This is a genomic window from Ensifer sp. VA4 (assembly GCF_055710065.1).
In genome coordinates this window covers 249,338-264,601 of sequence record NZ_JBVQPO010000006.1, presented here as the reverse complement: position 1 = coordinate 264,601, position 15,264 = coordinate 249,338, and the positions used below count along the sequence as shown (strand labels likewise).

Below are 15,264 nucleotides of genomic sequence, written 5' to 3'. Positions count from 1 at the left end.
GGCGACCGCAAGGAGTGATCGCGGCATGATGCGGCCTGCTCGTCTGGAGGATCTGGCTGCTGTGCAAAGCCTGACCGAGGCGGCCTACGAGCCCTACCGGGCGCTTCTTGGCGGGCCGCCGCTCCCGGTCACCGAGGACTACGGCCCACGCATTGTCAGCGGCGAGGTTTGGCTTCGGGAGCGAGATGATGTTGTCGTGGCGCTTGCCGTCTTCGAGCGGCACGCCGATCACCTGCTGATCTTCAGCATTGCCGTCGAGCCTGGCTGTCAGGGCCAGGGGCTCGGTATCGAACTCCTGCAATTCCTGGATGGCAAGGCCGCCGAGTGGAACTTGCCGGAGGTGCGGCTCTATACCAATTCACGCATGGAGCGAAACATCGCGCTCTATCGCGCCTATGGATTTCAAGAAACGGGTCGCAGACCCAATCCCTATCGTCCAGGGTGGACGCTCGTGGACATGACGAAATCGATCAAAGACTGAAAAGCACGCGGTCAAGCGATGACCGTTGTCGAGGAGGATGGCATGGCAAAATCCGGAAAGATCCGCGTTGGTATCGGCGGCTGGACCTTCGAGCCCTGGGAGGGCACCTTCTATCCGAGCGGGCTCGCGAAGAAGCGCCAGCTCGAATACGCAAGCAAACAGCTTCGCGCGATCGAGGTGAACGGCACCTATTACTCCTCGCAAAAGCCCGAGACCTTCGCCAAGTGGGCCTCCGAAGTGCCCGAGGATTTCATCTTTTCGTTGAAGGCGAGCCGTTTCGTCACCAACCGCAAGGTTCTCTCGGAAGCCGGTGAATCCATGGAGCGATTCCTGACGCAAGGCTTGACCGAACTCGGCCCCCATCTCGGGCCGATCCTCTGGCAGTTCGCGCCGACAAAGAAGTTCGAACCCGACGACTTCGAGGGTTTTCTGAAACTTCTGCCCGAGAAGCAGGACGGGCTTGCGCTGCGCCACGTGGTCGAGGTCCGCAATCCCACCTTCCAGGTTCCGGAATTCGTGGCCCTGCTGGAGAAATACGGCGTTGCCGTGGTGCTCGCCGAACACGCGGATTATCCGATGATCGCCGACGTTACCGCCGATTTCGTCTATCTCCGCCTGCAGAAGGGCAGCGACGACATCGAGACCTGCTATGCGGCCGACAAGCTCGACCTCTGGGCCGAGCGCGCCAAGGCCTTCGCAAGCGGCGACGAGCCGAGCGGGCTCGACAAGAGCGCTCCGGAGCGCAAGGTCGCGAAGGAGCCGCGCGACGTGTTCGCCTACTTCATCACCGAGGGCAAGGTGAATGCGCCGAACGGTGCCCGTGAGTTGCAGAAACGCGTCGATTGAGGTCCAAGGCGGGATCAGTGCACGTGCCTGATCCCGCTCACCCGTCGCCAACCTACCAGTCCTTGTGCCCGGGCCGGCGTCATCGGCGCGCAGCGAGGCCGGAACAGCCGCTCCAAGCGGTGTCGGCGTTGCGCCGCGGGAGCCAAAAAGCCCAACGGCCTCAAGGCGCAAGACGCGAATCACCACGTTCACCCCACATCGCTTCCGCAAGTGCAACCGAGGGTACCGTTGGGGATGGTATTTATGCAGTTTTTTACCCGTCAATTTTTTGATTTCGCGCTCGCCGTTGCGGCAGTCTCGCAGGCAACCTCTGGAAGTGCCTGATTTTCATGGGGTTGGCCGATGTCCCCGTTTTCCACAGTCGGCCCACACAACATCTAGCGCTCAAACTTCCGTCACAAACCACCCCTTGACGCCCCCGGACGATTCACGGTTAATGGATTTCACGTTGCGACGGCGGCGGACCGGATTGTTGAGCGCCCGGTTCATCTCACCAAATCGTCGGTTCTGACAGGCGGCAGTCATGGATTTCACCATGCGGTCGCCGTGAGGATTGTTGTGCGATCTTTGTGGCCCGCTTGAGCAACAATTGGCTGGCATAAATCAGCTGTTAACACTATATTTAGTGCTTGCAGTCAGCCTATCTCACAAGATACAGGGTCACCCAGTTATGGGTTTCTCTCCAATGACGGAAGCTGAGACTGGCTGCGGGATGCCCCTCGCGGCCGGGCGGGGACAATTGCGCCTGTGGCGGGCGCTAGGCAACACGAAGGACCAGGGACAATGAAGATCGAACGTCGTTTCACCAAGGCCGGGCAATCCGCCTATGCGGAGATCGAATTCCGCAAGGCTACGAGTGAGATCAAGAACCCCGATGGTTCGATCGTTTTCCGCCTTGCCGATATCGACGTCCCGGCGCAGTTCAGCCAGGTCGCTGCCGACATTCTCGCCCAGAAGTATTTCCGCAAGGCTGGCGTTCCCGCCAAGATGAAGCGCGTCGAGGAGAACGATGTCCCCTCCTTCCTCTGGCGCTCGGTTCCCGATCAGGATGCGCTGAAGGCGCTGCCGAAAGAAGAGCAATACGGTTCCGAAACCGATGCCCGCCAGGTCTTCGATCGCCTGGCCGGCACCTGGGCCTATTGGGGTTGGAAGGGCGGCTACTTCGACACGGAAGAAGACGCCTCCGCCTTCCGCGACGAACTCGCCTACATGCTCGCCACCCAGCGCGTTGCGCCGAACTCGCCGCAATGGTTCAACACCGGCCTGCACTGGGCCTATGGTATTGACGGCCCCGGCCAGGGCCACTTCTATGTCGACCCCTTCACCGGCAAGCTGACGAAGTCCAAGTCCGCCTACGAGCACCCGCAGCCGCATGCCTGCTTCATCCAGTCGGTCGCCGACGATCTCGTCAACGAAGGCGGCATCATGGACCTCTGGGTGCGTGAGGCGCGCCTGTTCAAGTACGGCTCCGGCACCGGCTCCAACTTCTCGCACCTGCGCAGCGAAGGCGAAAAGCTCTCGGGCGGCGGCAAGTCCTCGGGCCTGATGTCGTTCCTGAAGATCGGCGACCGCGCCGCCGGCGCCATCAAGTCGGGCGGCACCACCCGTCGCGCCGCCAAGATGGTCGTCGTCGACATCGACCATCCGGATATCGAGGAATACATCAACTGGAAGGTCAAGGAAGAGCAGAAGGTTGCAGCCCTTGTCACCGGCTCCAAGGTCGTCGCCAAGCACCTGAAGGCGATCATGAAGGCCTGCGTCAATTGCGATGGCACCGACGATGCCTGCTATGACCCGAAGCAGAACCCGGCGCTGAAGCGCGAGATCCGCGCTGCCAAGCAGGCCCTGGTTCCGGAAAACTACGTCCAGCGCGTCATCCAGTTCGCCAAGCAGGGCTACAAGGACCTCGAATTCAAGACCTACGACACCGATTGGGATTCGGAAGCCTACCTCACGGTTTCGGGCCAGAACTCCAACAACTCGGTCTCGATCAAGGACGACTTCCTGCGCGCCGTCGAGGCTGATGGCGACTGGCACCTGACCGCCCGCAAGGACGGCCGCGTTCTGAAGACGCTGAAGGCTCGTGACCTCTGGGAGTCGATCTCCTACGCCGCCTGGGCGTCCGCCGATCCGGGCCTGCACTTCAACACGACGATGAACGACTGGCACACGAGCCCGGCCGCCGGCCCGATCCGCGCGTCGAACCCGTGCTCGGAATACATGTTCCTCGACGACACCGCCTGCAACCTCGCCTCGCTGAACCTGATGATGTTCAAGGACGCGGCGACCAAGCGCATCAACATCGCCGACTACGAACATGCCGTGCGCCTGTGGACCATCGTTCTCGAAATCTCGGTGATGATGGCGCAGTTCCCGTCCCGCGAGATTGCCGAGCTTTCCTACGAATACCGCACGCTCGGCCTCGGCTACGCCAATATCGGCGGTCTCTTGATGTCCTCGGGCATCCCCTATGACAGCGCCGAGGGCCGCGCCATCGCCGGTGCCCTCACCGCGATCATGACCGGCATTTCCTACGCCACCTCCGCCGAGATGGCTGAGAAGCTGGGCCCGTTCCCGGGCTTTGCGCCGAATCGCGAAAACATGCTTCGCGTCATCCGCAACCATCGCCGCGCCGCCTATGGCGAGACGACCGGCTACGAGGCACTTTCGGTCAACCCGGTCGCGCTCATCCACGCCGATAATCCGGACCAGGACCTCGTCATCCACGCCATGAGCGCCTGGGACAAGGCGCTGGAACTCGGCGAGAAGCACGGCTACCGCAACGCCCAGGCGACCGTGATTGCGCCGACCGGCACGATCGGCCTCGTCATGGACTGCGACACGACTGGCATCGAGCCCGACTTCGCGCTGGTCAAGTTCAAGAAGCTCGCCGGCGGCGGCTACTTCAAGATCATCAACCGCGCCGTTCCGGAAGCGCTGCGTTCGCTCGGCTATAGCGAGAGCCAGATCGCCGAGATCGAAGCCTATGCAGTCGGCCACGGCAACCTGAACCAGGCGCCGGCGATCAACCCGACGACGCTGAAGGCCAAGGGCTTCACCGACGAGAAGGTGGAAGCCGTCAACGCCGCGCTGAAGAGCGCCTTCGACATCAAGTTCGTCTTCAACCAGTGGACGCTCGGCGCCGATTTCCTGAAGGGCACGCTGAAGGTCACCGACGAACAGCTCGGCGCGATGGACTTCAACCTGCTGGAGCACATGGGCTTCTCGAAGAAGGACATCGAAGCGGCCAACATCCACGTCTGCGGCGCCATGACGCTTGAAGGCGCGCCGTTCCTCAAGAACGAGCACCTGCCGGTCTTCGATTGCGCCAACCCCTGCGGCAAGATCGGCAAGCGCTACCTCTCGGTCGAAAGCCACATCCGCATGATGGCGGCGGCCCAGCCGTTCATCTCGGGCGCGATTTCCAAGACGATCAACATGCCGAACGAGGCGACGGTCGAGGATTGCAAGAACGCCTATATGCTTTCCTGGAAGCTGGCGCTGAAGGCAAACGCCCTCTATCGCGACGGCTCCAAGCTGTCGCAGCCGCTGAATGCCTCGCTGATCGAGGACGACAAGGACGAGGATGCGCTGGAGGATCTGATCCAGGCACCTGCCGCCGCCCAGGCCGTCACGATCACCGAGAAGATCGTCGAGCGTGTCATCGAAAAGGTGATCCGCGCCCGCGAGAAACTGCCGAACCGCCGCCAGGGCTACACCCAGAAGGCCGTCGTCGGTGGCCACAAGGTGTATCTGCGCACCGGCGAATTCGGTGACGGCCGCCTCGGCGAGATCTTCATCGACATGCACAAGGAAGGTGCTGCCTTCCGTGCGATGATGAACAACTTCGCCATCGCCATCTCGCTCGGCCTGCAATATGGCGTGCCGCTCGAAGAATATGTGGAGGCCTTCACCTTCACCAAGTTCGAACCGGCCGGCATGGTTCAGGGCAACGATGCGATCAAGAACGCGACGTCGATCCTCGACTACGTGTTCCGCGAGCTCGCGGTTTCCTACCTGGGCCGCCACGACCTCGCCCATGTCGACACCTCCGATTTCGGCAACACCGCGCTCGGCAAGGGCATCCAGGAAGGCAAGACCAACCTGATCTCCACCGGCTGGACCCGCGGCTACAAGCCGACCATCGTCGGCGGCTCCAGCGACCGCACGGCCAGCGAGCCGAAGGGCTCCGCAACCGCCGCCCCTGCCCGCGCCTCTTCCGGCGCGACCGTGACGGCGATTGCCGGCAACACGGCCCGCAAGCTCGAGCCGGCAACGGCTGCGGCAAGCTCTGAAGTCGTGGCCTTCAAGCGCGAATACGAAGAGCGCGCCGCGGAACTCGCAGAAGAGATCGCCACTGAGGTCGAGCAGGAAGTGACTGCGCTCTTCTCCGACAAGGCCGCTGCGGAAGCGGCATCGGCGAAGGCTGACGCCAAGAAGGTGGAAGCCGAACGCCGCGCCCGCTCGATCATGCAGGGCTACACCGGCAACATGTGCTCCGAGTGCCAGAACTTCACGATGGTGCGCAACGGCACCTGCGAGAAGTGCGACACCTGCGGCGCGACGAGCGGCTGCAGCTAAGCAGATCGCAGACGAGTGTGGGTGGAGGATGGTGGGCTCCGTACAAATGTCACGGAGCCCATAGTGCGAGACAGATTGAGCCGTTAAAAATGTCACGCGCTGCTCGGCAGAGGCGAGGTCGTGAGCTTGTGGATGGGGGCAGCATTCGTATCAACAGTGGTGGCGTGTGTTCTGCAAGCGCTCGGCTATTCCGAGACCTGCACGCAAGGGGACACAGGTAGCTTCCAAGTTGGGGCAATGCTGAGCGCCCCCTTTTTTGATTATTCCGATAGCAATCTTTTGTTACTTCGGCTTCATGAGGCCGCGACCATACAAATGGTCCACGAAAGAGCTGGGATGTAATATAGGCACCTTCTGCGTATCATTTTTATTGCTCTTTATTAATAGAGGCCTCGCCTGGGGTGTATTAGCTACAGGCGCCACTCCTTGCTACATCACATACGATTTTTCAGACTATAGTCTGCCGCAATTATTTTCAGGTGATTATAATATCGAAGACGTTCTTGTTGGTGTCGTCTATGGTGTTTTTCCTGCCATACTTATGACAGTAGCAGCCCTAGCAACCTCTAAGAGATTAAGTCCGGTTTGATACCCCGAGTTTGTTGATCGACGCGAAGGTGGCCGAGTCGGCCGCCGATTTCAGTTGCGAACCGAGTTCTCAGGATGTCCACCCCGATCATTGATATCATTCTCGAAGACCCGGACGACCTCCGCGGCATCGTCGCCACGCTGGACGCTATAACGACACGCATAGCGGCATGGCGGGCCTGCCCGCTTTTGCCGTCCTGCTACGTGACTCTGAGACCAACGCCACGATCGGCGGATGACCCGCCTCGCCCTCTTACGTTCTGAACGGACCAAGGTCTGCTGCCGTTGCCCTTGCAAAGACCGTAGATTTGTACATGATCCCACTTGGGATGGGGCCGTAGCTCAGTTGGGAGAGCGCCGCAATCGCACTGCGGAGGTCGAGGGTTCGACTCCCTTCGGCTCCACCAAGACCTAAGTGTCCGACCCGAAGACATAGGTGACAGTTTGTTCGTAAGACACGGGTGACAATCTCGTGCTCTCACAGTAAGCGCCGGCAGAATGTGTCTTCTCCTGGAAGATGCAGCTTGTTTGTGCCTCCATTGAAATTGCATCGCGCCAACCGGTTGTCGAACAACCGCGATAGGTTTACCTTACGCCCGCTGATGACGGTACCAAGGTCCTATTCGGGGTTGGATCGACATGCGCGTCAAAGATGTAATGACGACATCGGTCGTCAAGCTATCCCCTGACAACAGCGTCAGACAGGCAGCCCGGATCATGCTCGACAATCACGTCAGCGGCCTCCCCGTCGTTGACGATGAGGGCCGGCTGGTGGGCTTGATCAGCGAGGGTGATCTCATCCGTCGGACCGAACTCGGGGGCGGTGTGCCGATGGTGGACGCGACGATCGCCGCCGACGATCGTGCCAACGCCTATGTGCGGCGGTCCTCCTGGCGGGTCGGCGACGCGATGACAGTCGATCCGGTGACGATCGATGAGGGTGCTTCCGTGGCGCGTGTGGCGGCGGTCATGCAGGAGCGCGGCATCAAGCGCATTCCCGTCCTCAGAAACGGCATTCTGGTCGGCATCGTCAGCCGCGCCGACCTGCTGCAGGCGGTTTTGTCAGCGAAGCAGGACGAGACGGCCGCAGGCGATGAAGCCATCCGGCGCAGCATTCTCGTGCGCCTCGGCGAGAATACCGGCGTCGAAGGGCTGGATATAAAGGTCGCTGTGACCGACGGCATCGTCCATCTCTGGGGCAATGTGGAGACGGCCGAGTGCCGGCGAGCCGCGCGGATCGTTGCGGAAAATGTCCGCGGCGTTCGGGCCGTGGTCGAGCATTTCTCGGAACCATATCCGCAATAGAGCGCATCCTGACACCGCCGCGGCACGCAGGTGTTCGCGGCACTGAAATAGCAAGACGATCCCTGCCGCTGTCGTCCGAAGACAGGCGTTCCACCCTTCCGCCCGCCACCGGGAGACAGCATCGACCGAAGCGAATTCAGAAGACTGCAGTGGCTTCACCACGGCGAGCCTGAGAAATCCAGGCAATGTCCTAATGATCGGGAGGTTCAGATGGTTTCGCCTGAAACGGCATCGATGAAAGAGACGGCATCCGGAAAATCGCATTCAGCAACTCCGTTGTCATCGGACGAACTCCGCCTGATGGACGCCTATTGGCGAGCCTCCAACTACCTTTCCGTCGGCCAGATCTATCTGCTCGACAATCCGCTGCTGCGCGAGCCGCTGAAACGCGAACACATCAAGCCACGCCTGCTCGGCCATTGGGGCACCTCGCCCGGCCTCAACATGCTCTATGTGCATCTCAACCGCGTGATCAAGCGCGACGATCTCAACATGATCTATATCATCGGGCCGGGGCACGGCGGACCGTCGCTGGTAGCGCATGCCTATCTCGAAGGTACCTATAGCGAGTTCTATCCGGATATCGGCGAAGACGCCGAGGGCATGCAGCGGCTCTTCAAGCAGTTCAGCTTTCCGGGCGGCATACCGAGCCACGTGGCGCCGGAAACGCCCGGCAGCATCCATGAAGGCGGCGAGCTCGGCTATGCGCTGAGCCACGCCTATGGCGCGGCCTTCGACAACCCGGATCTCGTCGTCGCCTGCATCGTCGGCGATGGCGAGGCCGAGACCGGGCCGCTTGCGACCGGCTGGCAAGGCAACAAGTTCCTGAACCCCGCCCGCGACGGCTGCGTCCTGCCGATCCTGCATTTGAACGGCTACAAGATCGCCAACCCGTGCTTCCTCGCCCGCATCCCGCGTGACGAGTTGCAGAAGTTCTTCGAGGGCATGGGCTACAAGCCCTATTTCGTCGAAGGGCATGATCCGGAAAGCGTGCACCAGCAACTGGCGGGCGTGCTCGATACGGCCATGGCCGAGATCCGGCAGATCTGGGACGACGCCCGCGTGAGGGGTAACCTGAAGCGGCCAGCCTGGCCGATGATCATCTTCCGCACGCCCAAGGGCTGGACCTGCCCGAAGGAGATCGACGGCAAGAAATGCGAGGATTACTGGCGCTCGCACCAGGTGCCGATGGGCGAAATGGACAAGCCCGAGCACATCCGCATCCTCGAGCAGTGGATGAAGAGCTACCGCCCCGAGGAGCTTTTCAGCGACGAGGGCCGGTTGAAGCCCGAAATCGCAGCGCTGGCGCCGACGGGGCATCGCCGCATGAGCGACAATCCGCACGCCAATGGCGGCCTGCTGCTGCGCGACCTGAAGATGCCGGCGTTCCGGAATTATGCCGTCGACGTTCCGCGTCCGGGTGCGACGACCGTGGAGGCCGCCCGTGTCATGGGCAAGTTCCTGCGCGACGTCATGAAGTCCAACATGGACTCCAGGAACTTCCGTCTGTTCAGCCCGGACGAAAACAATTCCAACCGCTGGCAGGACGTGCTGGAGGTCACCAATCGCTGCTACATGGCCGAGATCTATCCGGAGGACGATCACCTCTCACCGGATGGCCGCATCATGGAGGTCTTAAGCGAACACCAGTGCCAGGGCTGGCTCGAAGGCTATCTCTTGACCGGCCGCCACGGCTTCTTCTCCTGCTACGAAGCCTTCATTCACATCATCGATTCGATGTTCAACCAGCATGCCAAATGGCTGAAGGTCTGCAATGAGATTCCCTGGCGCCGGCCCGTCGCGTCGCTGAACTACTTCTTGAGTTCCCATGTCTGGCGGCAGGACCACAACGGCTTCAGCCATCAGGATCCTGGCTTCATCGATCACGTCGTCAACAAGAAGGCCGACGTCATCCGCGTCTACCTGCCGCCGGATGCCAACACCCTGCTCTCCGTCACCGACCACTGCCTGCGCAGCCGCAACTACATTAACGTCGTCGTCGCCGGCAAACAACCGGGGCCGCAATGGCTGACGATGGAGCAGGCCGTGCGCCATTGCAGCATGGGCGTCAGCATATGGGATTGGGCCAGCAATGATGCCAACAGCGAGCCGGACGTCGTCATGGCCTGCTGCGGCGACGTTCCGACGCTCGAAACGCTGGCCGCGGTCCAATTGCTGCGAGAGCATCTTCCCGAAGTGAAGGTCCGGGTCGTCAACGTCGTCAATCTGATGAAGCTGCAGCCGGCGGAAGAGCACCCCCATGGCCTCTCCGACCGCGATTTCGATGGCATCTTCACCAGGGACAAGCCGATCATCTTTGCCTTCCATGGCTACCCGTGGCTGATCCATCGCCTCACCTACCGCCGTACCAACCACGACAACCTGCATGTGCGCGGTTACAAGGAGGAAGGCACGACGACGACGCCGTTCGACATGGTGGTGCTGAACGAGCTCGATCGTTTCCATCTCGCCGGCGACGTCATCGACCGCTTGCCGCAGCTCGGCGCCCGTGCCGCCTATTTCAAGCAGGCGATACAAGCCAAGCTGATCGAGCATCGGGAATATATCGAAAAGCATGGTGACGACATGCCGTCGATCAGCGGCTGGAAATGGGGCGTCAAGGATGCGCAGCAGGCAAAGCCGACGACCTCGACGGAAGGCGATAACGTCTAAGGCGCGCGCTGCCAGATCGATGACCGAGCCGCTCCGGCAGGGGCGTCTCGCTCACATTAGGTGAATGAACCTCGTCGTAATCGCGGCTGGCTGGCCATGTCGGAATTGCTGTCGACAGATCCCGAACTGAACCGGATGCCGACCGAGCAGGACCTTGCCCGGTTGCAGTTCACGACCCTGCTCTACTATCTGCATTGCACCAATCCCGATAACGGGCTCGTGCGCGACAAGACTCAGGAAGATGCGCCCGCAAGTATCGCGGCGATCGGCATGGCGCTTGCGACGATCCCCGTGCTGGTCGAGCGGGGCATCGTCATTCGCAAGTTCGCCGCGAAGATCGCGCGTCGACGGCTGCAGTTTCTGCTGCAATGCCCGCAGGGGCCGGAGCCGGACGCCTCGGGCTACAAGGGCTTCTTCTATCACTTCCTTGACATCGAGACCGGCAGGCGCGTTTGGGAATGCGAATTGTCGACGATCGACTCCGCCTTCCTCTTCGCTGGCGCGCTGACGGTCGCCGCCTATTTGAATGGCGATGCGGCGGACGAAGCCGAAATTCGCCGCTCGGCAAATGCGCTCTATGAACGGGCCGACTGGAACTGGGCCTGCGATCACGGACTTACGCTGACGCATGGCTGGCGGCCGGAAAGCGGCTTCATTCCCTATCGCTGGCGCGGTTACGACGAGGGCCTGCTTCTCTACATCCTGGGCCTCGGTTCCCCCACCCGTCCGCTGCCGGCGGAAGCCTACACCGCCTATACCGAAAGCTACGACTGGCGGAACCTCTATGGTCGCGAGCTCCTCTATTCGGGCCCACTCTTCACGCACCAGCTGTCACATATGTGGATCGATTTCCGCGGTATCCGTGACGCCTTCATGCGCGAGCACAACAGCGACTACTTCCAAAACAGCCGGCACGCGACCTTCGTCCAGCAGCAATATGCCATCCGCAACCCGCTGAATTTCGTCGGCTACGGCGAGCATTGCTGGGGCTTCACGGCAAGCGACGGACCGGGCTGGACCAAGCGCACCGTGAACGGCAGCGAAAGGGAGTTCTTCGATTACCTCGCCCGCGGCGCGCCCTTCGGCCCGGATGATGGGACCGTGTCACCCTGGGCCGTCGTCGCCTCGCTGCCGTTCGCGCCGGAGATCGTCATCCCGACGGTCCGGAACTTTGCCCGCATGAATCTCGGCATGACCAGGCTTTATGGCTTCAAGCCGTCCTTCAATCGAAGCTTTCCGGTGGAAGGAACCGAAGCCGGCTGGTGGGTCAGCCCCTATCACTTCGGCATCGACCAGGGCCCGGTTGTCCTGATGATCGAGAACTACCGAACCGGCCTGCTGTGGAACATCATGCGCCGATGCGGGCCGCTGGTGGTGGGGTTGAGGCGAGCCGGTTTCTCCGGCGGCTGGCTCTGAAGGCCAATCCAACGAAGGTACTCGGCTGGACAGCCAGTGCCGACCAGAAGGCGCTGTGTGTGGCCTCTATGAAGCCATATTGGATTGCCGGGAGAATGGCCGTTGGACGCATCACCCAACTGAGCGGTTCGTCTTGCGCCGGGCTCCGCGGTGCAGCCTCAGGCGCGGTGCGCGGAAGACCGCAGGAGCCTGCCACTTCGGCCTGGCCAGCGCCGGCCCCTGAAAGAGGCTGTCCCAGACCTTTCCCTCTTGCGAAGGCACGCTTGGAGCAGCCAACGGATCGATGGAAAACGGTCGCTCTTAGCGGGGGGCGACGATGCCCTGGTAGTAATCGCCGTCACCGCCAACATAACGCGGGCCACCACCGTTCTGCGAGCAAGCGGCCAGGGTGGCGAGTGCGAGCAGCAATACGATCGTTCTCATGAAGTCGATTCCTTTCGGGCCTTGGCGGCAGCTATGTCCTTGAGACTAGTGGGGTATATAAGGCTTAGCGTAAGGGACAAGCGGCATCCAGTCGGTGGTATAACAAAACGCTTGATCGTTGAAGATGTAAATTTTGCCGGCATCCGCTTGGCGCCTCGCGCACCCGGAAATTCATGGATGAACGTGAAACGTGGTCAACGATCGATGAGCGCGAGGACTAGATCGACTGCTGCTTGTTCCCCTGCTCCCGCTCCTGCCAATATCTGAGGCGAAGCCGCGGCGCCATGATCCAGGCGACGAATGGCGTCGTGACAAAGCAGGCGACGACCAGCGTCGGGATCGCATACTTGGCGTTATCGGCGAGCACCGGGATCGACAAAACCGTCACGATGCCGATCCCGAACAGAATCGCATTGATCATCAGGCCGACCATGATGGCGAGTTGCAGGCGGACGGACATTTCGACCTCCCCGAGCTTCGAGGCCACATCGCACCTCGAACGAAATTCCCGCCGCCGATTTTATCAGGGATCGCGAATAAGCGAAATGGCGCGAGGGCACGGCCGCACGGGCTGCGCCGGCGACAATGCGTCACGTACAGCGCGTTGCCCCTGTCGCACGGGAAAATCCGCCCTATGCTCTTAGGCGAGTGATCGAAGACGCATGGCGGCCGTTCGCGCAGGGCGTCGGCAATGCGCCCTCGATCGTTGCCGCCTGAGGGAGACCGCATGACGAGCCCATACGAAACGCTCGGCGTCAGCCGCGATGCGACACTGAAGGACATCCAGAGCGCCTATCGCAAGCTCGCCAAGAAATTGCACCCGGACCTAAACCCGGGAGACAAAGGGGCGGAGGACCGCTTCAAGGCGGTTTCGGCAGCCTATGCCCTCCTCAGCGACGAGGAGAAACGCGGCAAATATGATCGCGGCGAAATTGACGAGACGGGTGCGGAGACTGCGCCCCGCCACTACTATCGCGAATACGCCTCGTCCGGCGATACGGCGGGACGCTACGAGAACGCGCATGGTTTCTCGGATTTCGCCGACGCGGACGATATTTTCTCGAGCTTCTTTTCTCGTCGCAGCGGCGGCCAGCAGCAACGTCGACGCGGCCGCGATCAGCACTTTTCCATGGAGATCGGCTTTCTCGATGCGGCCAACGGTACCAAGACCGAGATCAGCCTGCCGGGCGGCGGACCGGCGCTCGAACTTACCATCCCGCCCGGCACGCGCGACGGCCAGACGCTGCGGCTGCGTGGCAAGGGTGAGCCCGGGTTCAACGGCGCGCCGGCAGGCGATGCGTTGATCGATATTCGCGTCAGGCCCCATCCTCTGTTTACGGCCGATGGCGACGACGTCCGCTACGAGGTGCCGATCTCACTCAGTGAAGCGGTGCTTGGCGGCAAGATCCGGGTTCCGACGATCGACGGGGCGGTCAATGTCACGATCCCGCCGCACTCCAACACCGGCAAGACCCTGCGATTGAAGGGCAAGGGCCTGCACAAGCCGGGCGGCGGCCATGGCGACGCCTATGTCAGCCTGAAGATCGTGCTGCCGCAGACCCCCGACCCGGCGTTGTCCGCTTTCGTCGAAAGCTGGGCAGCCGGAAAGACGGAAGACCCGCGCAAAGGCATGGGAGGGCACGCATGAACGACCGTGAATTCTGCGAACACCTGGATATCGAGGCGAAGGTCCTGCGCATCTGGGTCGAGCAGCGCTGGCTAATGCCGCGTGAGGCTGAAGCCGGCTGGCTCTTCGAGGAGGCCGACCTCGCCCGCGCCCGGCTGATCCAGGATCTGACGGGCCCGATGGGTGTCAACGACAACGGCGTCGACGTCGCCATGCGGCTGCTCGACCAGATCCACGGCCTGCGCAGCCGCCTCGCCGAGTTGATGGACGCCATCCGCTCCCAGGAGCCGGAGGTTCAAAGGCTCATCCTGTCGAGGGTTGAGGGCGAATAGTCCCTGTCCAGCAGCCCGACCGTTTCGGCGACGAACAAGGTGTCGACGAACTCCGTCAGATCGATGATCCGGCCGTTTCGGAACGTGAACTTGTCGATGATTTCGGTCCGTTCGCGGGTTTGCGAGGGAACGAAGCAAACGACGCCGGCGCGGTGAACGACGATGGTGTCGCCGTCAGCATAGGCGCCGACCATCTCCATCTCGCTCAAGTCCCAGTTTTCTATGAGCGCCTGGAAACTGCCGCGCACGGTCTCGGGCGTGTTGACCGCGAGCGCCATCGTGCCAAGCCTGGCGTTCCCGACGATGCGGAAGCTGAAGTCGGGATCGAGCAGCGCCATTATGGTATCGAGGTCGTTGACATTGCGGGCGCTGTAAAGGGCCCGCACCCTGCTTTCCAGCACGCTGCGCTCGGTCATGGGAGGCCTCCCCGTTTTCTATCAGGGCGAGTGTGCGCGCACTTTAGCGATATCGCAAGTATGAGGTCGTGCTTCGGGATTCTTTGGCGGCAAGTGCTGCCATTTCGCTATCGTTAGGATTTTCTTAAAATTTGGCCGCCGGTTTTTACACGCCTGCAAGTGGAATTGAGCGACAAGAAAGGATTGACAACGGGAAGGCAGGAAAGACGTGACACAGGTCGTCACAGTATCCGCGACGATGGCGGCCTATGCAGCGGAAGCGCTGAAGCCGTCGGCACGCGTAGGTGGTGACGGTCCGACCGACGAGGCGATCACGCTGCTTTCGATCCGGCGCCCCGAGGAGCCCCGGCTGACGGCGGTCTCCGTCCCCAAGACCAGGGGTGCCCTGCCCCTCGCCTTCATGCTGGCAAGCGCCGATGGCCGCTTGCCGGAGCGCTCGGAGGCCGAAGCCCTGCGCCGCTATCTCGAATTCATGCGTGATGATGACGACGGCGCCGAGAGGCAGGAAAACGAAGGCCGGCAGGAGGAACCCGGCGGCCAAGAGGATGAGAGCGACGCCGCCTGAGGCGGGCGTCG

At 61.6% G+C, this 15,264-nt stretch carries 12 protein-coding genes and 1 tRNA gene; 10 read left to right on the top strand and 3 right to left on the bottom strand.

Translation table 11 applies throughout. The features are described 5' to 3' along the window. Window positions 1-28 precede the first annotated feature (28 nt). From AC0C6X_RS12650 to AC0C6X_RS12620, 7 genes are all read left to right on the top strand, one after another. Window positions 29-481, top strand: a complete 453-nt coding sequence (locus tag AC0C6X_RS12650; protein WP_472953526.1) for a GNAT family N-acetyltransferase — start codon at window positions 29-31, stop codon at window positions 479-481. A 42-nt stretch (window positions 482-523) separates the two neighbouring features. Beyond that, window positions 524-1,327 carry a DUF72 domain-containing protein gene (locus AC0C6X_RS12645; protein WP_173516558.1) on the top strand — a complete coding sequence of 268 codons (804 nt, stop codon included), beginning with the start codon at window positions 524-526 and terminating at the stop codon, window positions 1,325-1,327. A 783-nt stretch (window positions 1,328-2,110) separates the two neighbouring features. After that, window positions 2,111-5,908, top strand: a complete 3,798-nt coding sequence (locus AC0C6X_RS12640) for a vitamin B12-dependent ribonucleotide reductase (protein WP_472953413.1) — start codon at window positions 2,111-2,113, stop codon at window positions 5,906-5,908. Between the two features lie 919 nt (window positions 5,909-6,827). After that, window positions 6,828-6,903, top strand: a tRNA-Ala gene (locus AC0C6X_RS12635). Window positions 6,904-7,135: 232 nt separating this feature from the next. Further along, entirely contained in the window at window positions 7,136-7,801 is a 666-nt protein-coding gene (locus AC0C6X_RS12630) for a CBS domain-containing protein (protein WP_247958965.1), read from the top strand. A 210-nt stretch (window positions 7,802-8,011) separates the two neighbouring features. Further along, window positions 8,012-10,474, top strand: coding sequence for a phosphoketolase family protein (locus tag AC0C6X_RS12625; protein WP_472953412.1), 2,463 nt, complete (start codon window positions 8,012-8,014; stop codon window positions 10,472-10,474). A gap of 96 nt (window positions 10,475-10,570) precedes the next feature. Further along, a complete protein-coding gene (locus tag AC0C6X_RS12620) occupies window positions 10,571-11,890 on the top strand; it encodes a glucoamylase family protein (RefSeq protein WP_472953410.1) in 1,320 nt (439 codons plus the stop codon). Between the two features lie 300 nt (window positions 11,891-12,190). On the opposite strand, the gene AC0C6X_RS12615 is transcribed toward AC0C6X_RS12620, so the two are convergent. Further along, window positions 12,191-12,313 carry a hypothetical protein gene (locus AC0C6X_RS12615; protein WP_472953408.1) on the bottom strand — a complete coding sequence of 41 codons (123 nt, stop codon included), beginning with the start codon at window positions 12,311-12,313 and terminating at the stop codon, window positions 12,191-12,193. 217 nt (window positions 12,314-12,530) lie between these two features. Continuing rightward, window positions 12,531-12,773 carry a hypothetical protein gene (locus AC0C6X_RS12610; protein ID WP_173516565.1) on the bottom strand — a complete coding sequence of 81 codons (243 nt, stop codon included), beginning with the start codon at window positions 12,771-12,773 and terminating at the stop codon, window positions 12,531-12,533. Between the two features lie 267 nt (window positions 12,774-13,040). Here AC0C6X_RS12610 and AC0C6X_RS12605 point away from each other — a divergent pair, with 267 nt between their 5' ends. Together AC0C6X_RS12605 and AC0C6X_RS12600 are read left to right on the top strand one after the other, a co-directional pair. Next, window positions 13,041-13,961, top strand: coding sequence for a DnaJ C-terminal domain-containing protein (locus AC0C6X_RS12605; protein WP_173516566.1), 921 nt, complete (start codon window positions 13,041-13,043; stop codon window positions 13,959-13,961). Next, on the top strand, window positions 13,958-14,272 hold the full coding sequence (locus AC0C6X_RS12600) for a chaperone modulator CbpM (RefSeq protein WP_173516567.1): 315 nt from the start codon (window positions 13,958-13,960) through the stop codon (window positions 14,270-14,272). Before AC0C6X_RS12605 ends, AC0C6X_RS12600 begins: the two co-directional genes overlap by 4 nt. On the opposite strand, the gene AC0C6X_RS12595 is transcribed toward AC0C6X_RS12600, so the two are convergent. After that, the gene (locus AC0C6X_RS12595; RefSeq protein WP_173516568.1) at window positions 14,236-14,688 is read right to left on the bottom strand and encodes a nuclear transport factor 2 family protein; all 453 of its coding nucleotides are present in this window, start codon (window positions 14,686-14,688) and stop codon (window positions 14,236-14,238) included. The genes AC0C6X_RS12600 and AC0C6X_RS12595 overlap by 37 nt on opposite strands. 208 nt (window positions 14,689-14,896) lie before the next feature. On the opposite strand from AC0C6X_RS12595, the gene AC0C6X_RS12590 reads away from it, so the two are divergent. Next, on the top strand, window positions 14,897-15,253 hold the full coding sequence (locus AC0C6X_RS12590; protein WP_173516569.1) for a hypothetical protein: 357 nt from the start codon (window positions 14,897-14,899) through the stop codon (window positions 15,251-15,253). Window positions 15,254-15,264 lie beyond the last annotated feature (11 nt).